This is a genomic window from Streptomyces sp. NPDC058701 (assembly GCF_042715295.1).
Classification (GTDB): Bacteria; Actinomycetota; Actinomycetes; order Streptomycetales; family Streptomycetaceae; genus Streptomyces.
Map to the genome: position 1 here is coordinate 16,751 of NZ_JBHXSY010000039.1, position 18,863 is coordinate 35,613.

General features: G+C 72.2%; 19 protein-coding genes and 1 pseudogene. 7 read left to right on the forward strand and 13 right to left on the reverse strand.

The features are described 5' to 3' along the window. The first annotated feature begins 24 nt into the window (after nucleotides 1–24). Together ACFWW8_RS30190 and ACFWW8_RS30195 are read left to right on the forward strand one after the other, a co-directional pair. Nucleotides 25–621, forward strand: coding sequence for a 2'-5' RNA ligase family protein (locus ACFWW8_RS30190; RefSeq protein WP_386533684.1), 597 nt, complete (start codon nucleotides 25–27; stop codon nucleotides 619–621). A gap of 157 nt (nucleotides 622–778) precedes the next feature. Then, on the forward strand, nucleotides 779–1,732 hold the full coding sequence (locus ACFWW8_RS30195; RefSeq protein ID WP_386533687.1) for a YihY/virulence factor BrkB family protein: 954 nt from the start codon (nucleotides 779–781) through the stop codon (nucleotides 1,730–1,732). Nucleotides 1,733–1,824: 92 nt separating this feature from the next. Here ACFWW8_RS30195 and ACFWW8_RS30200 read toward each other — a convergent pair whose 3' ends face one another. After that, on the reverse strand, nucleotides 1,825–3,066 hold the full coding sequence (locus ACFWW8_RS30200) for a D-alanyl-D-alanine carboxypeptidase family protein (RefSeq protein WP_386533689.1): 1,242 nt from the start codon (nucleotides 3,064–3,066) through the stop codon (nucleotides 1,825–1,827). A gap of 121 nt (nucleotides 3,067–3,187) precedes the next feature. Between ACFWW8_RS30200 and ACFWW8_RS30205 the strand changes: the two are divergent. Next, nucleotides 3,188–3,421 (forward strand): annotated as a pseudogene (locus ACFWW8_RS30205) (SCO4848 family membrane protein); the annotation flags it as partial. A gap of 119 nt (nucleotides 3,422–3,540) precedes the next feature. Then, entirely contained in the window at nucleotides 3,541–4,848 is a 1,308-nt protein-coding gene (locus ACFWW8_RS30210) for a metallophosphoesterase (protein ID WP_386533692.1), read from the forward strand. A 121-nt stretch (nucleotides 4,849–4,969) separates the two neighbouring features. Here ACFWW8_RS30210 and ACFWW8_RS30215 read toward each other — a convergent pair whose 3' ends face one another. The 9 genes from ACFWW8_RS30215 to ACFWW8_RS30255 form a co-directional block, all read right to left on the reverse strand. Next, nucleotides 4,970–5,704: a TetR family transcriptional regulator gene (locus ACFWW8_RS30215; RefSeq protein ID WP_386533695.1), complete on the reverse strand. Its 735-nt coding sequence runs from the start codon at nucleotides 5,702–5,704 to the stop codon at nucleotides 4,970–4,972. An 11-nt stretch (nucleotides 5,705–5,715) separates the two neighbouring features. Further along, a complete protein-coding gene (locus tag ACFWW8_RS30220) occupies nucleotides 5,716–6,144 on the reverse strand; it encodes a thiol-disulfide oxidoreductase DCC family protein (protein WP_386533698.1) in 429 nt (142 codons plus the stop codon). A gap of 22 nt (nucleotides 6,145–6,166) precedes the next feature. Beyond that, entirely contained in the window at nucleotides 6,167–6,571 is a 405-nt protein-coding gene (locus tag ACFWW8_RS30225) for a hypothetical protein (RefSeq protein WP_351272302.1), read from the reverse strand. A gap of 304 nt (nucleotides 6,572–6,875) precedes the next feature. Then, nucleotides 6,876–7,418: a hypothetical protein gene (locus tag ACFWW8_RS30230; RefSeq protein ID WP_386533700.1), complete on the reverse strand. Its 543-nt coding sequence runs from the start codon at nucleotides 7,416–7,418 to the stop codon at nucleotides 6,876–6,878. Between the two features lie 154 nt (nucleotides 7,419–7,572). Then, on the reverse strand, nucleotides 7,573–8,340 hold the full coding sequence (locus ACFWW8_RS30235; RefSeq protein ID WP_267723222.1) for a succinate dehydrogenase iron-sulfur subunit: 768 nt from the start codon (nucleotides 8,338–8,340) through the stop codon (nucleotides 7,573–7,575). Then, on the reverse strand, nucleotides 8,340–10,094 hold the full coding sequence (gene sdhA, locus ACFWW8_RS30240) for a succinate dehydrogenase flavoprotein subunit (RefSeq protein WP_386533703.1): 1,755 nt from the start codon (nucleotides 10,092–10,094) through the stop codon (nucleotides 8,340–8,342). Before sdhA ends, ACFWW8_RS30235 begins: the two co-directional genes overlap by 1 nt. A gap of 23 nt (nucleotides 10,095–10,117) precedes the next feature. After that, nucleotides 10,118–10,600, reverse strand: a complete 483-nt coding sequence (locus ACFWW8_RS30245) for a succinate dehydrogenase hydrophobic membrane anchor subunit (protein ID WP_386533704.1) — start codon at nucleotides 10,598–10,600, stop codon at nucleotides 10,118–10,120. 5 nt (nucleotides 10,601–10,605) lie between these two features. After that, on the reverse strand, nucleotides 10,606–10,986 hold the full coding sequence (gene sdhC / locus ACFWW8_RS30250) for a succinate dehydrogenase, cytochrome b556 subunit (protein ID WP_078892868.1): 381 nt from the start codon (nucleotides 10,984–10,986) through the stop codon (nucleotides 10,606–10,608). Nucleotides 10,987–11,138: 152 nt separating this feature from the next. Further along, nucleotides 11,139–11,771 (reverse strand): 2-oxo-4-hydroxy-4-carboxy-5-ureidoimidazoline decarboxylase, encoded by a 633-nt coding sequence (locus ACFWW8_RS30255; protein ID WP_386533707.1) that lies wholly within the window; start codon nucleotides 11,769–11,771, stop codon nucleotides 11,139–11,141. A 385-nt stretch (nucleotides 11,772–12,156) separates the two neighbouring features. Here ACFWW8_RS30255 and ACFWW8_RS30260 point away from each other — a divergent pair, with 385 nt between their 5' ends. Together ACFWW8_RS30260 and ACFWW8_RS30265 are read left to right on the forward strand one after the other, a co-directional pair. After that, nucleotides 12,157–12,921, forward strand: a complete 765-nt coding sequence (locus tag ACFWW8_RS30260; RefSeq protein WP_386533774.1) for an RNA polymerase sigma factor — start codon at nucleotides 12,157–12,159, stop codon at nucleotides 12,919–12,921. Further along, nucleotides 12,921–14,015 (forward strand): hypothetical protein, encoded by a 1,095-nt coding sequence (locus ACFWW8_RS30265; protein WP_386533710.1) that lies wholly within the window; start codon nucleotides 12,921–12,923, stop codon nucleotides 14,013–14,015. The genes ACFWW8_RS30260 and ACFWW8_RS30265 overlap by 1 nt, the downstream gene beginning before the upstream one ends. Before the next feature lie 214 nt (nucleotides 14,016–14,229). Here ACFWW8_RS30265 and ACFWW8_RS30270 read toward each other — a convergent pair whose 3' ends face one another. After that, complete coding sequence (locus tag ACFWW8_RS30270; protein ID WP_386533712.1) at nucleotides 14,230–15,078, reverse strand: peptidoglycan-binding protein; 849 nt, start codon at nucleotides 15,076–15,078, stop codon at nucleotides 14,230–14,232. A 554-nt stretch (nucleotides 15,079–15,632) separates the two neighbouring features. On the opposite strand from ACFWW8_RS30270, the gene leuE reads away from it, so the two are divergent. Then, a complete protein-coding gene (leuE, locus tag ACFWW8_RS30275) occupies nucleotides 15,633–16,283 on the forward strand; it encodes a leucine efflux protein LeuE (protein ID WP_386533715.1) in 651 nt (216 codons plus the stop codon). Here the strand turns inward: leuE and ACFWW8_RS30280 are convergent. Next, the gene (locus tag ACFWW8_RS30280; protein WP_386533717.1) at nucleotides 16,276–17,700 is read right to left on the reverse strand and encodes a polysialyltransferase family glycosyltransferase; all 1,425 of its coding nucleotides are present in this window, start codon (nucleotides 17,698–17,700) and stop codon (nucleotides 16,276–16,278) included. The two genes, leuE and ACFWW8_RS30280, sit on opposite strands and share 8 nt — an antisense overlap. Beyond that, nucleotides 17,700–18,695 (reverse strand): glycosyltransferase family 2 protein, encoded by a 996-nt coding sequence (locus ACFWW8_RS30285; protein ID WP_386533720.1) that lies wholly within the window; start codon nucleotides 18,693–18,695, stop codon nucleotides 17,700–17,702. The genes ACFWW8_RS30280 and ACFWW8_RS30285 overlap by 1 nt, the downstream gene beginning before the upstream one ends. Nucleotides 18,696–18,863: the final 168 nt, after the last annotated feature.

Here is an 18,863-nt window from a genome sequence, read left to right on the forward strand (position 1 = left end):
ATCAGACACACGGAGGAGAGACACGTGGGGACCGTTACGCTCGGCGTTTCGATCGCGGTCCCGGAGCCGTACGGCAGCCAGCTCCAGCAGCTGCGCGCCGGCTTCGGGGACGCTGCCGCGCACGGCATCCCCACGCACGTCACCCTCGTGCCGCCGACCGAGGTCGAGGCGGACCGGCTGCCGCAGATCCGGGCCCACCTGGCCGAGGTCGCGGCCGCCTTCCGCGCCTTCGCGATGCGGCTGTCCGGGACGGGGACCTTCCGCCCCCTCTCGCCCGTGGTCTTCGTCCGGATCGTGGAGGGCGCCCCGGGCTGCACCCGCCTCCAGGGTGAGGTCCGCGACCCGTCGGGGCCGCTCAGCCGCGAGCTGGCGTTCCCGTACCACCCGCACGTGACGGTCGCCCACGGGATCTCCGAGGAGGCGATGGACGTGGCGTTCGAGGCGCTCGCCGACTACGCGGCCGAGTGGCTCTGCGAAGGCTTCGCCCTCTACGAGCAGGGCTCGGACGGGGTCTGGCGCAAGCTGCGCGAGTACCCCTTCGGGACAGGTCCGACCGGCGTCCCGGCGCAGTGCGGCTCGCCGACCGACGCGGCCGCCGGACCGACCGTACGGCCCTCCTGACGGAGCGGCCGCAGGGCCCGGTGCGTGCGGAACCTGAGCCCGCGCAGGACGAGGGAGTGGAACGGGCGGGCCTTCGGGCGAAAAGTCACAATCGACGACCGTAGTCCCCGAAAGCCGCAATCCCGGCTATTTCCTGCGGCTCAATTACGGTGACTCCATGGACTGGCTGACGAAACTCCCGGTGATCGGGCCGCTGGTGGCCCGTCTGATGCGCACCCACGCGTGGCGTTCGTACGAGCGCCTCGACCGCGTGCACTGGACCCGGCTCGCCGCCGCGATCACCTTCCTCAGCTTCCTCGCGCTCTTCCCGCTGATCACGGTGGCCGCCGCCGTGGGCGCGGCGCTGCTCAGCAAGGAGCAGCTGGCCACCCTCCAGAAGAACCTCGCCGAACAGGTCCCCGGCATCTCCGACCAGCTCGACCTCGACGCGCTCGTCGCCAACGCGGGCACGATCGGCCTCGTCGCCGGCGCGATCCTGCTGTTCACCGGCATCGGGTGGGTCGGCGCCATGCGGGACTGCCTGCGCGCGGTGTGGGACAAGGACGACGAGGACGAGGGGAACCCCTTCGCCCGCAAGGGCAAGGACGCCCTGGTGCTCCTCGGCCTCGGCGGGGTGGGGCTGGCCTCGGCCGCGGCCTCGACCCTGGGGTCCAGCGCGGTCGGGAAGTCCGCCGAGTGGCTGGGCATCCCGCGCGACGGCGCGGGCGGCGCGCTCCTGCGGTCCGGCGCGTTCCTCGTCGGCGTCCTGGCGGCGTTCCTGCTGCTGCTCTACGTCCTGACCCTGCTGCCCGGGGTCGAACCGCCGCGCGGCCGCCTGATCCAGGCGGCGCTCATCGGCGCGGTGGGCTTCGAACTGCTGAAGCTGCTGCTCAGCGGCTACATGCGGGGGGTGGCGGCCAAGAGCATGTACGGGGCCTTCGGCGTGCCGATCGCCCTGCTGCTGTGGATCAACTTCACGGCGAAGCTGCTGCTCTACGTGTCGTCCTGGACCGCCACGCGCGCCGACGCGGACGGTGACGGCGCGCAGGACCCGGACCGCACCCCGGACTCCGCCCCGGACACGGCGCCGGGGTCCGGCCCGGCCCCTGGCCCGGAGCCCGCGCGCTCCTGAGGGCTGTCCGCAATCCCCGGCGCCGCGCGCCCGCCAGGGATTGCGGAACAGCCCTCAGGCCGTCCCGGCCGCTCGGGGGCAGCCGCTCCGGGTCAGCCGCGGCCCGTGCCGCGGCGGCCGCGCGGCCAGCGCCGGTTCACCACGAAGGCGCCGCCCGCGAGCGCTGCCAGCGCTCCGCCCGCGACAGCGAGGGCGGTGCCCACACCGCCGCCGGCCCCGCCGGCACCGGCCGCCGCCGGGCCGCCCTCGTGGGACTGGGCGGGGGAGCCGTACGAAGAGGTGTCCTCGCTCTTCGGCGGCACCAGCTCACCCACCGGCTTGACCTTCCCGGCCGCCGCGAAACCCCAGTCGAAGAGCGCGGAGGTCTCCTCGTAGACGGCGTTGCCGCCGCCGGCGCTCGGGTTCATCACCGTGACCAGCAGCTTCCTCGACCCCTGCTGCGCCACGCCGGTGAACGTGGACCCGGCCATCGTGGTGGTGCCGTTCTTGACGCCCGCGATGCCCTTGTACGGGGCCACGCCGTGCGCGCCCGTCATCAGCCGGTTGGTGTTCGTGATGCCGAAGGACTCGCGGGCCTTCCCGCCGTGCTGCTTGCCGGGGAACTGGGCGGTCGCCGTGCCGCAGTACTCCCGGAAGTCCTGCTTCTGCAGTCCGGAGCGGGCGATGAGCGTGAGGTCGTACGCGCTCGACACCTGCTCCGGTGAGTCGTAGCCGTCGGGGGACACCACGTGGGTGTCCAGCGCCTGGAGCTCCTCGGCGTGCGCCTGCATGTCCCTGACGGTCTTCTCGACGCCGCCGTTCATCGCGGACAGCACGTGCACGGCGTCGTTGCCGGACATCAGGAACACGCCCAGCCACAGATCGTGGACCGAGTACTCGTGGTCCTCCTTGACGCCCACCAGGCTGCTGCCCGAACCGACGCCGGAGAGCTCCTCCTCGGTGACCAGGTGGACCCGGTCCTTGGGCAGGCTCGGCAGCACGGTGTCCGCGAAGAGCATCTTCATGGTGGAGGCCGGGGGCAGGCGCCAGTGCGCGTTGTGCGCGGCCAGGATCTCGCCCGACTCGGCGTCGGCCACGACCCACGACCGACCCGACAGGTTCGCGGGGAGCGAGGGGGCGCCGGGCAGCAGGTTCACCTGGGTCCCCGGCTGGCCCAGCAGGGCACCGCCGACCGTGGACATGGACGCGGGCGGCGCGGCCGCCGACGGCGCCTTGGCGGGCCCGCCCTTCCCGTCGGCCGGCGGGGAGGGCGCGGCGTGCGCGGGGACCCCGAGGGCCGAGGGGATCAGCAGCGCGGCGGAAAGGACCGTCAGCGCGGTCTTCTTTGCAGACACGCAGGTGAAAGTACATCCCGATGTACTGCATGCCCCTCCTGACCGGCCAATTCGAAGGAACCACCGCCGGGACAGCCCACCCCGGCGCGTCCGTTCCGAGGACGAATCCGATACTGAGGTCATGAAACTCAGCCGTTCCTCCGCCTGGTTCCTACTCGTCTTCGGAGTGTGGAGCTGGTTCATCTGGGTGTCTTTCGTCCGGAACCTGTGGAAGAACGGCAGTGGCCTGGCGTTTGACGCGGCGGGCGATCCCACTTCCTACTTCTGGGTCCACCTGACCCTCGCGGTGTCGTCCCTTCTCCTGGGGACGGCCGTCGGAGTGATCGGGTTGCGCGGGGTCCGGGCGCTGCGGCGCGGATCACGCCCGGGGACGGACGCGGACGCGGGCACGCGCGCGGGCAGGGACGCGGGCACGGGGCCGGGCCCCGCCGCGGGTCCGCGCACCGGGCCGGACGCCGGATCGGGGCCGGGCGCATGATGATCGTGGTCTTCGCCCTCGTCGCACTGGCGGTCCTCGCCCTGCTGGTCCTGGTGCACCGCTGGCTGTGGATCCGCCTCGTCCGGGACACCACGGCCCCCGGCGGCCTGCCCCGCCGCATCGGCACGTCGTTGGCCATCGCCCTGCCCCTCCTCTCTGTGGCCGCCCTGACCGCCGGCCGCGCCGGGGCCCCGTTCTGGCTCCAGCAGGCGGTCGCCTGGCCCGGGTTCCTCTGGCTCGCGGTGCTCCTGTACCTGACCCTGACGATGCTGGTCGCGGAGCCGATCCGCGCGCTGTTGCTCCGCCGTCTGGCCCACCGGGCGCCCTCCGAGGCGGTACCCGCCGCGTCGGGCGCCCCCGCGGCGGCCGCCGTGAACGCCGCCGCGGCCACCCCGGCGGCCGCCGCCGCTCCGGCCCCGGCCCCCGCCCCGGCCCCCGCCCCGGCCCCCGCCGGGGCGCCGGGCGGGCCGGTCGTCCGCGGGCCGAGCCGCCGTACGCTCGCACGCGCCGTCGGCGGCGCGGCCGCCGCCGTGGCCGTGGGGACCGTTGCGAACGGCGCCCACGGGGTGCTGCGGGGTCCGGCGGTCAAGCGGGTCACGGTGCCGCTGGCCAAGCTGCCCCGCGGGGCGCACGGGTTCCGGATCGCCGTCGTCAGCGACGTCCACCTCGGCCCGGTCCTCGGCCGCGCCCACACCCGGCGCATCGTCGACGCCGTCAACCGCACGCAGCCCGACGTCATCGCCATCGTCGGAGACCTCGTCGACGGGAACGTGCACGACCTCGGGCCGGCCGCCGAGCCGCTGCGCGAGCTGCGGGCGCGCCACGGCTCGTACTTCGTCACCGGCAACCACGAGTACTTCTCCGGCGCCGCGCAGTGGGTCGACCACGTCCGGGAGCTCGGCCTGACCCCGCTGGAGAACGCCCGCCGCGCGCTGCCGTACTTCGACCTCGCCGGGGTGAACGACATCGCGGGCGAGAGCGAGGGCCAGGGCCCCGACTTCCGGGCCGCCCTCGGCGACCGCGACCGGGCCCGCGCCGCGGTGCTCCTCGCCCACCAGCCCGTCGTCATCCACGACGCGGTCCGGCACGGCGTGGACCTCCAGCTGTCCGGGCACACCCACGGCGGCCAGCTCTGGCCGGGCAACTACCTCGCCGAGCTCGCCAACCCCACCGTCGCCGGCCTGGAGCGCTACGGGGACACCCAGCTGTACGTCTCGCGCGGAGCCGGAGCCTGGGGGCCCCCGGTCCGGGTGGGCGCGCCGTCCGACATCACCGTCGTGGAACTCGCCTCGTACCAGGCCTGAGCGCCTCCATCCGCCCGCGGCCCGTCGGATTCCGGCGGACCGGGCGTATGGCGGTACGAGGAGATCCTGCCGCGCATCCAGGCGGCCGCGGCCGGACGGGGCCGCCGCCGGCGCCGAACGCCTAGGAACCGTCCCCGGCGGGGTCGGGGTCCGAGGCCCGCTTCTTCGACGCCACCGTCTGCGCCATGCCCGGCAGGAAGTCCGCGAACAGCTCGTGGACCTCCCGCACCAGCGGCCGCAGCACCCGGAACCGGGCCAGGACGATGCCCCGCGTCGTCAGCTGCGCGCCGCGCTCGGCGAGACCACGGGTCTTCTGACTGTCCGGCGAGCGGTCGAAGACCCAGTACAGGACCAGACCCATCTGCGAGAGCCACATCAACTCCGGCAGTACGTCGGCCAGTTCCGCCGGAACCTTGGTCTTCGCGCCCGCCAGCACCTCGCGGTGGATGTCGATCGCCGCCTTGCGGGCGGGCTCCGACTCCGGGGAGAACGGGCTGAGCGGGCTCTCCGGGTCCGCCGCGTTCTTGAAGAACTGGGAGGCGAACTCGTGGTACGGGGCCGCGATGTCCATCCAGCTGGTCAGTACGCCGGCGAGCCGCTTCTGCAGGTCGGTCTCGTTGTCCAGGATGGGCCGGACCGCCGCCTGGTGGGCGGCGCCGATCCGGTCGTAGAAGCCCTGGACCAGGTGTTCCTTCGACTCGAAGTAGTAGTAGGCGTTGCCGACCGAGACACCGGCCTCCTTGGCGATGCCCCGCATGGTCGTCTTGTCGAAACCGCGCTCCTGGAAGAGCCGGAGCGCGGTTTCGAGGATGAGCGTGCGGGTCTGCTCGCTCTTGGGAGCCTTCTGATCAGTCACGGTGTACGAGCCTATCCGGGGACGGAGCACCGGTCGTCACAGACCGGTGCCTCCACCCGCGCGGGGTCGTTCCCCGCCCCCGGCGGGCCGCTTTCCGTCCGTACGGCCTGCCGCCAGGCGGAGGCGGTGTACAGGGCGGCCCGGGCGAAGGGGCGGCCCGCCGGGGTGGCGAGCCAGTTGGCCTTCGGCCGGTGCTCGGCCAGCGCCCACAGGCACACGATGAAGGCGTCGGTCCCCGTCCACACCTGACCCGAGTCCCCGACGACGGTGATCTCCTTGAGCGTCGAGGCGTGGTCGAGCCGCGGGAACCGCCGCTGCGCCTCGTAGGACGCCGCGGGCACCAGGTCCATGCGGATCAGGCAGCGCTGCCCGGTCAGCCAGTGCCTGATGTGGACGCAGACCGGGCAGCCGGCGTCGTACAGGACGGTCAGTGCGCGCACCGCTCCCGGGGCCGTCACCGGCTCAGGCCCCGGCCGGCGCGGTCCACCCCTGGGGGGCGACCGGCGGGGTGTGCTGACGCTCCATGATGCCCCGGCGGCGCATCTTGTTCAGCACCCAGACGTTCCCGAGGTGCATGACCCCGAGGACGAGCAGGACGACGCCGAGCTTGAGCGACAGCGCCTCGAAGAGGCCGCGGGCGTCGAGGATCGTCTCGCCCGAGCGCAGGTAGAGGGTCACGAAGCCGATGTTCACGAGGTAGAAGCCGACCACCAGGAGGTGGTTGACGGCGTCGGCGAGCTTCTCGTTCCCCTGGAGGACGTCGCCGATGAAGACGCGGCCGTTGCGGCTGAGGGTGCGGGCCACCCAGACGGTGAGGCCGATGCTGATGAGCAGGTAGATGACGTACGCGACCACGGTGAGGTCCATAGCCCTCAAGCCCCCTTGAACGTGTTCAAATGCTTGGCATGGCTGACTCTAGGGCGTTTTTTGAACAAGTTCAAGCGAATGTTCGCCGGTCCCTGGGGCTGCTCACGGAGCCGGTGCTCGACGTGGGCGGGGCATGGGCGTACCGGGCCATGGCCGACCCGCGCCGGCACGGACTGCTCGCGCACGGCCGGTCGGCGAAGGCCACGCGGCCCCCGCAGCCGCGGGTGGCCCGCGCGGCGGGGTGGGGGGTCCGGGGGCGGCAGCCGGCCCGGACCGTCCCTCAGATGCTCAGAAGCTCAGAAGCTCAGAAGCTCAGAGAGCGGGCGTAGTTGACCTGGTTCATGACCCAGGCGTACGCGTGCGCGTCGGCCGCCGGAATCATCGTGGAGTGGTGGCGGCCGCCGCTGGTGACCGTGACCTGGATGTAGCCCGTCGTGACCTTCTCCTTCATCAGGAGGAAGAGCAGGCCCAGCAGGCAGAACACCGCGAAGACGACCGCCAGCACGATGGCGTGGGTCGGAATCTTCTCCTCGGTGCGCGAGAAGTCCGTCGCGTTCCACATCGAGCCCTGGAGCGGCATCGAGCCCGACGGGGTGATGATCTGGTCGCCGACGACGCTGATGTCGCCGAGGGACAGCATCGCGCCCCCGCCGCCCGGGCCGTACGCCGGTACGGGGAAGCCCGCGCCGCCGATGGTCGGCTGGTAGGCGGAGGCTGCCGGATAGGGCTGCGGGTAGCCGTAACTGGCCTCGCCCGGCCCCCATCTGTAGTCGCCCTGGCCGGACTGGCCGGGCTGGCCGCCCTGACTCGGGTCGCTCGCGTAGGGGTTCGGCTGCTGCTCGCTCATGCGGCCGATCCTTCCACAGGCACGCCCGCCCCCGTACCCCACGTGCGCAGAACGGACGCTTCCCGCACGCCGGAGCCCCGCACGCCGGAGCCCCGTGTCCCGGACGGTGGTCCGGGGCACGGGGCTCCGTACGGCTACTGCTGCGAAGTCCGGATCAGAAGCGGCGCGTGATGAGGGCGCGCTTGACTTCCTGGATCGCCTTCGTGACCTCGATGCCGCGGGGGCACGCGTCGGTGCAGTTGAACGTCGTGCGGCAACGCCACACGCCGTCCTTGTCGTTCAGGATCTCCAGCCGCTGCTCGCCGGCCTCGTCGCGCGAGTCGAAGATGAAGCGGTGCGCGTTGACGATCGCCGCCGGGCCGAAGTACTGCCCGTCGTTCCAGAACACCGGGCACGAGGACGTGCACGCGGCGCACAGGATGCACTTGGTGGTGTCGTCGAAGCGCTCGCGGTCCTCGGCGGACTGCAGGCGCTCGCGCGTCGGCTCGTTGCCCTTGGTGACGAGGAAGGGCATCACGTCGCGGTAGGCCTGGAAGAACGGCTCCATGTCGACGATGAGGTCCTTCATCACCGTGAGGCCCTTGATGGCCTCGACGGTGATCGGCTTCTCCGGGTTGATGTCCTTGATCAGCGTCTTGCAGGCGAGCCTGTTCTTGCCGTTGATCCGCATCGCGTCGGAGCCGCAGATGCCGTGCGCGCACGAGCGGCGGAAGGTCAGCGTGCCGTCGAGGTCCCACTTGATCTTGTGGAGACCGTCGAGCACGCGCTCCTTCGGGTCGATCTCGACCTGGAAGTCCTGCCAGGTCGACTCTTCCGAGATCTCCGGGTTGAAGCGGCGGATCCGGAAGGTGACGGTGATGAAGGGCGAGGCGGCCGCCGCGGCCTCCATCTGGTCCGTCTTGGACAGGGTCGGGGTGGCCATCAGTACTTACGCTCCATCGGCTGGTAGCGGGTGACGACGACGGGCTTGTAGTCCAGCCGGACGGAGTCCTTGCCGTCGGCGTCCACCTCGCGGTACGCCATGGTGTGGCGCATGAAGTTGACGTCGTCGCGGTTCGGGTAGTCCTCGCGGTAGTGACCGCCGCGGGACTCCTTGCGCGCCAGCGCGGACACGGCCATGACCTCGGCCAGGTCGAGCAGGTTGCCCAGCTCGATGGCCTCCAGCAGGTCCGTGTTGAAGCGCTTGCCCTTGTCCTGGACGGACACGTTGCGGTAGCGCTCGCGCAGCTCCGCGATCTTGTCGACCGCGGTCTTGATGGTCTGCTCCGTACGGAACACCATCACGCAGGCGTCCATCGTCTCCTGGAGCTCCAGACGCAGGTCGGCGACCCGCTCGTGGCCCGTGGAGTTGCGCAGCCGCTCGACGAGGTCGACGACCTGCTGCGCCGGGTTCTCCGGCAGCTCGACGAAGTCGTGCGCGTGGGCGTACGCCGCCGCGGCGATGCCCGAGCGCTTGCCGAAGACGTTGATGTCCAGCAGCGAGTTGGTGCCCAGGCGGTTCGCGCCGTGCACCGACACGCACGCGACCTCGCCGGCCGCGTACAGGCCCGGGACGACGGTGGTGTTGTCGCGCAGGACCTCACCCTCGACGTTGGTCGGGATACCGCCCATGGCGTAGTGCGCGGTGGGCTGGATCGGGATCGGGTCCGTGTACGGCTCGATGCCGAGGTACGTACGGGCGAACTCGGTGATGTCCGGCAGCTTGGCGTCGAGCTGCTCCGGCGGCAGGTGCGTCAGGTCCAGGTACACGTGGTCCCCGGCCGGACCGCAGCCGCGGCCCTCGCGGATCTCGGTGTAGATGGAGCGCGAGACGACGTCACGGGACGCGAGGTCCTTCATGACCGGCGCGTACTTCTCCATGAAGCGCTCGCCGTCCTTGTTGCGGAGGATGCCGCCCTCACCGCGGGCACCCTCCGTCAGCAGGATGCCCATGCGCCAGATGCCCGTCGGGTGGAACTGGAAGAACTCCATGTCCTCCAGCGGCAGGCCGCGCCGGTAGCAGGCCGCCTGGCCGTCGCCGGTGAGGGTGTGCGCGTTGGAGGTCACCTTGAAGAACTTGCCGGTGCCGCCGGAGGCGTAGATGACGGACTTGGCCTGGAACACGTGGATCTCGCCGGTGGCGAGCTCGTACGCGACCACACCGGCCGACTTCGTGACGCCGTCCTCCTCGACCAGGAGCTGGTCCAGGACGTAGAACTCGTTGAAGAACTCCACGCCCTCCTTGACGCAGTTCTGGTAGAGCGTCTGGAGGATCATGTGGCCCGTGCGGTCCGCGGCGTAGCAGGACCGGCGGACCGGCGCCTCGCCGTGGTTGCGCGAGTGGCCGCCGAAGCGGCGCTGGTCGATGGTGCCGTCCGGGGTGCGGTTGAACGGCAGGCCCATCTTCTCCAGGTCGAGGACGGCGTCGATGGCCTCCTTCGCAAGGATCTCGGCGGCGTCCTGGTCGACCAGGTAGTCACCGCCCTTGACCGTGTCGAAGGTGTGCCACTCCCAGTTGTCCTCTTCCACGTTGGCCAGCGCGGCGGCCATGCCGCCCTGCGCGGCGCCCGTGTGGGAGCGGGTGGGGTAGAGCTTCGTCAGCACGGCGGTGCGGCTGCGCTTCGTCGACTCGATGGCGGCGCGCATGCCCGCGCCGCCCGCGCCGACGATGACGGTGTCGTACTTGTGGATCTTCATTGGTTACGCCTCAGCCCCGTTGCCTAGCGGATGTTCGGGTCGAAGGTGAAGATCACCAGCGTGCCCAGAAGGATGGTGAACACCGTGGCGGTGTAGAGCAGGCCCTTCAGCCACAGCCGCGTGTTGGCGCGCTCCGCGTAGTCGTTGATGACCGTACGCAGACCGTTGCCGCCGTGCAGCATGGCCAGCCACAGCATCAGCAGGTCCCAGACCTGCCAGAACGGGGACGCCCAGCGGCCGGCCACGAAGGCGAAGCCGATCTTGGAGACGCCGCCGTCCAGCACCAGCTGGATCAGGAGGTGGCCGATCACGAGCACGACCAGGACGATGCCCGAGAGGCGCATGAAGAGCCATGCCACCATCTCGAAGTTGCCGCGGGTCGAGCGCGGGGTCTTGCCGGTCCGCTTGCGCGGGGCCTCGATGTACGGGGCCGGGTTGTCGACGTCGTAGAGGGACACGCCCTCGACGTCGCCGATGACCTTGGGGGAAGAAGTGTCAGAAGACATGCGTGTCACTTCCCGAACAGTTCAAGGTAGGCGTGGCCGAGTACGGGGTAGAGAGCCCCGACCATCAGCACGATCCAGATGCCCACGACGGTCCAGAGCATCTGCTTCTGGTAGCGCGGGCCCTTGGACCAGAAGTCCACGGCGATGACGCGGAGACCGTTGAGCGCGTGGAACAGGATTGCGGCGACGAGGCCGTACTCCAGCAGCGCGACGATCGGAGTCTTGTAGGTAGCCACCACGTCGTCGTACGCCTCGGGGGAGACGCGGACGAGAGCGGTGTCAAGGACGTGTACGAACAGGAAGAAGAAAATGAGGACGCCGGTGACTCGATGAGCCACCCAGGACCACATTCCTTCCCGGCCGCGGTACAACGTTCCAGCCGGCACGGAAAACCCTCCGGAAGCGGGGTGGGGGCCAGCCGGCTTCTTTGTCGGTCGGGCCCGGCCGGGTACGGTCCTCCGGCCCCGGACATCGTAGCGACGCTTTGTCGGTTCCCTTGCGCGGGGGTCATCGGTGTGATCAAACAGGCACGGACGGACTATCCCACAGGGGCAAATAGCCCGAATTCCTCCGCAGTCAGCCCATCGGCCGAGGTGAGCCAGCGTGTCAGGTCCAGCAGCCGGCCCTGCGCGACCCGGCGCAGCTCGTCCGCGGAGATCGAGCGCTCCTCGTCCACCTCGTGCCCCATCCGCCGCCGGATCGCCGACAGCAGCTGGTCGGCCTGCTCCTCCGGGGGGTGTCCGTCGAGGCAGATCACGAAGGCGTGGCCGAACGTGCGTTCGTACTCCGCGTGGGCCGCGTCGAGGGCGAGCAGCGCGGCGTACGAGGCGCCGTGCTCCAGTTCCGCCGAGCTCTCGGCGGCCAGCGCCTCCGTCAGGTCCGCCTGGGAGAGGTCGTACGAGGCCTCGTCGGCCGCGGCGAGCAGGACGCCGGCGTCGGGGTACGGGCGGTGCACGGCCAGCCGGTGGGCCCAGCGGCGGCTTCCGCAGCAGTGCAGCAGGGCGGCGTGGGCCGCCTCGGGGGAGAGGGCGTTGAACCGCGTCAGCCCGGAGCCGTGTACGGGATCGGAGCTTCCCCCGGACTGCGTCCGGGAGGTGCCCCCGGCGGCCTGTGCCGGAAGATGGCTGGACAGCGGGGGGCTCCTCGGGGCGTGGCGCGGGTGTACCGCCACGCTAGCGACGTGGGGTCGGGTGTGTCGTACTCCCACGGGGAAATCACCCGGAAGAGAGCCGAAAGGATGACGTGGACGCCTGGTACGGAGTGTGGGGCAGCCGTTCGGACGGCATGCGGGCCCGTCCGCGCGGACCGGCGCGGACGGGGCGGGAAGGGGAAGACGACCGAGGCCGCCACCCCCCACAGGAGAGGCCCCGGTCGCCGTCCGTCACGGGCTCGTGCGACAAGCCCGTACCCCTGTCAGCGCCCCGAGTGCGTTTTGTGTCACACCTCGCTCCGCGCAGGGTTGGTTGCTGGTTGTACAACTCGTGGACGAAGGTGCTTGAAAGCCGTAACGTGCTGATTTGCGCCAGAGCTACAGGACAGTGAACGGGTTGGGGACTTTGCTGGGGGACGACGCGGAGCTGACCGCCGCGGTGCTCGCGGCACAGGACGGCGACGAGAACGCGTTCCGTGCTGTGTACCGCGCCGTGCACCCGCGCCTGCTCGGATACGTACGCACGCTCGTCGGGGACGGCGACGCGGAGGACGTGACGTCCGAGGCCTGGCTGCAGATCGCCCGCGACCTCGACTCCTTCACCGGCGACGCCGACCGCTTCCGCGGCTGGGCCGCCCGGATCGCCCGCAACCGGGCCCTGGACCACATCCGCATGCGCGGCCGCCGCCCCGCCATCGGCGGCGACGACACGGAGCTCACCGGCTGGGCCGCCGAATGCGACACCGCCAGCGCCGCCATGGAGTCGCTCGCCACCGGCTCGACCATGGCCCTGATCGCCCAGCTGCCCCAGGACCAGGCGGAGGCCGTCGTCCTGCGCGTCGTCGTCGGACTCGACGCCAAGACCGCCGCCGAGACCCTCGGCAAGCGTCCCGGCGCGGTCCGCACCGCCGCGCACCGGGGCCTGAAGAGGCTGGCGGAGCTGCTCGGCGCGCAGGGCGTGACGGGCGACTTCGCGCCGGGCCGGGAAACGGAACCGGAACCGGACTCGGACGAGCGGGCCCCGGTCGGCCATAATGCCGGTGGCCAGGCGCGGGACGGCGGGGGCGGGAGGGATCTCGACGCCGTACCCGCACAACGCGGCCGTGGCGGGGGCCTCGTAGAACAAACCGGTGTGACGCATTCACGTTGGCGGACGCAGAAGGACATGTGATGGCCGACGAGCGCGACAGGTGGCTGGACAAAGCCGCGGCGGACAGACTGCTGCGCGGGGAACCGGCGGAACCTGTGGGACCGTCCGCCGATCCGCACGCACGGCGAGAGGCCGCACGCCTGCGCGCGGCCCTCGACTCCCTGGCGCAGCGGGAGCCGGCCCGCGGGGAGCTGCCCGGCGAGGCCGCGGCGGTCGCCGCCTTCCGTACCGCGCAGGTGGCGCGCGCCGCCCGTGGTGCGGCCGCCTCCCGGCCGCCGGCCGCCGCCTCCCGGGACGCCCTGGTCGACCTCTGCCGCGTCGCGCCCGTCACGGCGCGCCACCCCCGGCGGCACGTCCGGTTCGGCCTCGCGGCCGCCCTGGCGAGCGTCGCCGTGGGCGGGCTGGCCGCCGCGGCGGGAGCCGGGCTGCTGGACCAGGACCGCTTCGACAGCGCGGGACCCGTACCGGCGCTGTCGGTCAGCGCCGACGACGACGCGGCCCCGGACGCAGACGGCTCCCTGCCCACCCTCGCCCCGCAGCTGCCCCCCGCCCCGCTGCGGGGCGGCCCGACCGTCCAGCCGGACCCGGGCGGCGCCACGGCGACGCGGGAACCGGACGGACGTACGGAGCCCGGCGCCGCGGCCACCGCCGGAACCGGAACCTCCACCGGAGGGTTCGCCGCCGGCGGCACCGGCAAGGATCTCCGGGGCAGTGCCCAGGGCACCGCCGGGGGCAAGGACGACGAAGTGGAGACCGAGGGCAACGGGAACACGTTCGCCAACGGCGGCAGCAGGGAACGCGACCACGACCGGGCGAAGCGCCGGGCGGCGACCCTCTGCGAGGACTACCGGGCGGGGCACCTCGACAAGGACCGCCGCGAGAAGCTGTCGAACCTGGCCCGGGGGCTCGCCCGCATCCCGCGCTACTGCGAGGCGCTGCTGGACGGGGTCACCGACTCCGGCGGCCTGCCGGGCGACGCCGCGGGCGCACCCGGCCGCTCGGGCGGGACGAGCGCGTCCGGCGGTGCGGACGGCAGCGGCGGCGACGGCGTCATCCCGGCCCCGGCCCCGTCCCCGGCACTGTCGGGCGGATCGGGCCTGCGCGACCGCCGCTGATCGGTGTGCTGACCTGCCTGTAACACTTTTCGAACCGGTGACGCAGTACGTATCGAGCCGACTGGTCATCGGCCGCGCATGAGCCGGGGTTCCCCCCGTACCCCTGGGCTCTGCGCAACCGGCGCGGGCGGGGCACGTTCCCCCGGCCCTGCCCGCGCCCTTTACGTCCGGACCGCCACCGCGGCCGGCGGACCCCCACCGGCCGCCGCGGGCGTCACCAGTAGACGACGACCTTGTCGCCGACCTGGACCTGGTCGAACAGCGCGGACAGCTTGCCCTTGTCCCGGACGTTGACGCAGCCGTGCGAAGCGCCGGCGTAGCCGCGGGCCGCGAAGTCGGCCGAGTAGTGCACCGCCTGGCCGCCGCTGAAGAACATCGCGTACGGCATGGGCGTGTGGTAGATCGTCGACGTCCACTCCTTGGCCTTCCAGCCCACGTTGAACACGCCTTCGCGGGTCGGGGTGTTCTCCGAGCCGAAGCGCACGTCCATGGTGGACATGACCTTGCCGTCGATCATCCAGGCGAGGGTGCGGCTCTCCTTGCTGATGCACATCACCCGGCCCTCCATGCAGCGCGCGTCCGGGGCGTCCGGCTCGTTGACCGTGGGCGGGCGCAGCTCGTCGGCGGTGGGCTTCTTGGTGGCGGCCTGGATCTTCTTCCAGGTGGGCTCGTCGACCGATCCGGTCGGGGTCAGGCCGTTCTTCGACTGGAAGGACTTGACCGCGGAGGTCGTCTTCGAGCCGTAGAAGCCGGTCGGCGCGACCGACATCAGCTTCAGCTGCTTCAGCCGGGCCTGGAGCTCGCGCACCTGCTCGCTGTCGTCGCCGTTGGCCATGACCTGCTGCACCGTCGGCGACGGCGAGGCGGAGGCGGTCGGCGAGGCCGACTTCGAGGGGGACGGCGACGCCGAGGCGGAGGGCTCGCCCGGCTTGTCGTCGGTGGTCGGGGAGGCATCGGGGGAGGCGCCCGCCGTGGGCGAGGCGGAAACCGACGAAGGGGAGCCCGCGGCCCCCGACTTCTGCGGTCCGCAGGCGGTCGCGGCGAGCGCGACGGCGGTGACCACCCCAAGCGTGCGGATTATGACTCTCTGGCGTTGCATTGCTGTCCCCCGTTTTCTACGTCGTGTAAGTAGGTGATGCCTGGGGCGCGCGGACAGTTGCGCTGAGTCCCGGGATGTTGCGCCTTTGTGACCGGGGGCGCCCGCAGCCGTGCGAAGGAGTGCGCGGCGGGGGCCACACCCGGCGGTAGCCGGGGAAGGTTCTATCAGTCCCGGACCCGGCTGTTCCACGCAGGGACGTCCGACGGCGCGCGCCGCGGCCGGAATTCCGGCCGAACCGGTACGCGGGGCCCGCGGCCTGACGGGACGGGACCCGGCGGCCCGCCCGGGCGATCCGGGGTGTTTTCCAGATGTCCAGGGCATTCACCCGGGTTTGCGAACAGCGGGTCCGGGCCGCGTCCCGGACCGTGCGGCAGGGTGCGCGGCGGTGCGCGGGCGGCCGGTTGACGGGCGGGGTCCCCCGGTGTCGCGCGGTGCTCCGGGGCGCTGCGGACGGGGCCGGTTCCAGTAGGCGAAACGGGGTGGCGCGACAGGTGCAACCCTGTGGGACACTCCTGCGCATGCTGGGTGTGACAGATCTTCCGACGTACCTCGCCGGCCTGGTGCTGATGGTGCTGCTGCCGGGTCCGAACTCGCTCTACGTGCTGTCCGTGGCCGCGCGCGGCGGAGTGAGGGAGGGCTACAAGGCCGCCTCCGGGGTGTTCACCGGCGACGCGGTCCTGATGGTGCTGACCGCCGCCGGCGCGGGCGCGCTGCTCCAGGCGAGCCCGCTGCTGTTCGGCGTGGTGAAGTTCCTCGGCGCCGGCTACCTGGCCTGGCTGGCCGTGGGGATGATGCGGACCGCCCGGGCCATGTGGCGCGACCGCAGGGCCACGCAGGAGGAGTTGCTGACCGGCGCGGAGCCGGAGGGCGGCACCGGGCGGCCCTACCGCCGGGCGCTCCTGGTGAGCCTGGTCAACCCGAAGGCCATCCTGTTCCTGCTGTCGTTCTTCGTGCAGTTCGTCGACCCCGGGTACGCCTACCCGGCGCTGTCGTTCCTGCTGCTCGGCACGGTGTCGCAGCTGGTGAGCTTCCTCTACCTGTCCACCCTGATCTTCACGGGGACCCGGCTGTCGGCCGCCTTCCGCCGCCGCAAGCGGTTGTCCGCGTGGGCGACTTCGGCGGCCGGCGTGCTGTTCCTGGGCTTCGCGGCCAAGCTCGCCGTCAGCTGAGCGGGCGGCCGGAGCGGCCCGTGCGCCGCAGCCGCACGATCCGGCGCACGGCCCGGCGCACCCGCGGGCTGCGCGGCAGGAACGCGAGCCGGGCGGGAATGCCGCCCGGCAGTCCCAGGACGGTCAGCCGGCGCCGGGTGACGTACCGCAGGGCGCCGGGGCCGGACCGCCCGGCGAGGTGGGCCTCCGCCTCCGCCCGGCGCGCCGCCAGGATCCGCGGCTGCATCGTGAACCCGACCGCGGTCAGGAGCCCGGCCAGCTCGGCGCGGACCCGCTCGGGGCCGGGGGGCGTCCAGGCGCGGACCGCGTCCGGGTCGGCCAGGTCGGGGAGCAGGGCGTCGACCAGGGCCAGCGGGACGCGGTTGCTGTTCGCGTACGGGGTCAGGCGGGCCAGCACCGCGCCCGTACCGGTGCGGGCGACGGGCAGCCCGTACAGGGTGGCGGCGGTCAGCAGGCCCGTGGAGAAGCAGCCGACGACCAGCGCGGGGCGCAGCCGCTGGTAGAGCGTCTCGGCCAGCACCGGGGCGGCCGCCACGGTCAGCCGGACACCGAGCCGGGCGGCCTCCCGCTCGGCTTCGTGCGCGTACGCGGCCGGGGCGCCGGGGTGCGGTTTGAAGACCAGCTCGCGGTGGCCGAGGGCGTGCGCGCCGCGGACCATGTCCGCGTGCAGCCGCTCCTCCTCGGCGGGGGTCATGAGGTCGAGCGCGGAGAGGTACTGGCCGAGGAGGAGCGCCGGGCGGCCGGCCGGGCCGGGGCCGGGGCCGGTGTCGCGGGTAAGGCCTCCGAGGCCTCCGAGGCCTCCGAGACCTTCGGGGCCCGCGGGGTCCGGGAGTTCGGCGACCTCCGCGAGGACCTTCAGCAGGGGCTCCGGGGGCAGCGGCTCGGCCCGCACCCCGAACTCCGTCAGCAGCAGCGGCTCCAGACCCGGCACCAGGTCCGGGTGGAGCACCCGCCGCACCCGCATCCCGAGCTGGGGGTCGAGCCGGAAGCGGGTGGGCCCGTAACTCATCAGCCCGTCGGCGTAGACGTCCACGGCCGCGCCGGGGAAGAGCCGGCACAGGGTCTGGGCGGGCGGCACCTGGAGCGACTCCACGACCAGCTCGACGCGGTCGTCGCCGAGACCCCACAGGGCGCGCAACTGCCGTTCCCACAGAGGGACGTCCTCCGGGCGCGGGGCCCAGGTGCTCGGGTGCTGCGGTGCGATGACGGCGTTCCAGTCGAGCACCTCGTCGAAGCGGCCGCGCAGCACGGCGAAGCCCGGCATGTCCGCGAGACCGGGGGTGACCTCGGCGGTCACGGCGTGGTTGCTGGTCAGCAGGATCCGGCGGCCGACGGCCGGGAAGACGCCCGCGTCGATGCCCGCCGCGAGGGTGGCGGCGCCGTAGAGGGTCGAGGCCAGGAAGATCTGGGTGGGCATCAGGCGGCCGCTCCCCGTGCGGTGCGGCGGCCGAGCGGACGGTGCGCCCGGCGGACGCGGCGCAGCAGGGCGGAGCGATCCGCGTCCATCGAGTCCAGGGCGCGGTCCAGCACGTCCCGGGGCATGCGTCCGAGCGCGGCCGCGCTCATCGAGCGGAGTTTCCTGGCCACGGCCGGTTCGTACCTTTCGATGGATCCGAAATGGTGGGCGATGATCGCGCAATATGTTCGGACGGCTTTCGGCATCAGCCGGTCCGATTCGCGGTCCGCCGCGGTTTCCGCGAGAACTTGATCAAATGCACGGATGAAATCGAGCTGCCGTTCGTCCCCGATCTGCGTCAGCGACGTGGAAATCCCGCGACGGTAGAAGATTCCGGGCATTCCGACGGCCGCGAAGGATTCCGCCTCCCGGTGCAGCCGCCAGATCCACGGCCGGTCCTCCGCCGTCCGCAGCCCGTCGGTGAAGCGCAGCACCCCGCGGTCCAGCAGCCGCCGGTGGTACATGCCGGCCCAGGCGTACGGATAGTCCACCGAGGTGGCCCGGTCCGAGGGCAGGATCGCCGTGCGCGGATCGGCGACGAGCGACTGCGGCCCGTACGGGACGCGCTGCACGCTCCGCGCCCTGCCGGTGCACTGCACGTGGTCGGTACGGACGAAGTCGCAGCCCAGGGCCTCGATGGCGGCCAGCGTCCCGGCCAGGTGGCCGGGGGCCAGCCAGTCGTCCCCGTCCAGGAAGGCGAGGTACTCGCCGCGGGCCGCGTCCAGTCCGGTGTTCCGTGCGGTGGCCAGGCCGCCGTTCTGCCCGTGGGGGAGGAGGACCGCGCCGGGCAGCGTGCGGGCCGCCCGCTCCAGCAGTTCGCCCGTCCCGTCCGTCGAGCAGTCGTCGACGAGCAGGAATTCGAAATCGTCCCGGGCGTTGGCTTCGAGGCTCCTCAGGGCATCCGGTGCGTACGTCCGCACGTTGTAGAACGGCACGACAACAGAGAGCTTGGGCACCCACCGGACGGTAGGCGTCCGCCCGGCATTCACCGTGGCTCCCGTGCGTATTCCATGTGAACGGCGCGGGGCGGGCGCGTAAACCCGTACGCTTTCGCATGTCGTCGACTGGTTGTTAACCCGCTGTTGTGCGGTCGTTGGGCCGGTCGGCCGCGCCGCGGAATAGTT

Bases quoted from the DNA above. Each gene is read 5' to 3' on its own strand.
- ACFWW8_RS30235 (WP_267723222.1), bottom strand. From the start codon at position 8,340: ATGGCCACCCCGACCCTGTCCAAGACGGACCAGATGGAGGCCGCGGCG.
- ACFWW8_RS30195 (WP_386533687.1), top strand. From the start codon at position 779: ATGGACTGGCTGACGAAACTCCCGGTGATCGGGCCGCTGGTGGCCCGT.
- ACFWW8_RS30230 (WP_386533700.1), bottom strand. From the start codon at position 7,418: ATGAGCGAGCAGCAGCCGAACCCCTACGCGAGCGACCCGAGTCAGGGC.
- ACFWW8_RS30280 (WP_386533717.1), bottom strand. From the start codon at position 17,700: ATGCCCACCCAGATCTTCCTGGCCTCGACCCTCTACGGCGCCGCCACC.
- leuE (WP_386533715.1), top strand. From the start codon at position 15,633: ATGCTGGGTGTGACAGATCTTCCGACGTACCTCGCCGGCCTGGTGCTG.
- ACFWW8_RS30225 (WP_351272302.1), bottom strand. From the start codon at position 6,571: ATGGACCTCACCGTGGTCGCGTACGTCATCTACCTGCTCATCAGCATC.
- sdhA (WP_386533703.1), bottom strand. From the start codon at position 10,094: ATGAAGATCCACAAGTACGACACCGTCATCGTCGGCGCGGGCGGCGCG.
- ACFWW8_RS30245 (WP_386533704.1), bottom strand. From the start codon at position 10,600: ATGTCTTCTGACACTTCTTCCCCCAAGGTCATCGGCGACGTCGAGGGC.
- ACFWW8_RS30265 (WP_386533710.1), top strand. From the start codon at position 12,921: ATGGCCGACGAGCGCGACAGGTGGCTGGACAAAGCCGCGGCGGACAGA.
- ACFWW8_RS30210 (WP_386533692.1), top strand. From the start codon at position 3,541: ATGATGATCGTGGTCTTCGCCCTCGTCGCACTGGCGGTCCTCGCCCTG.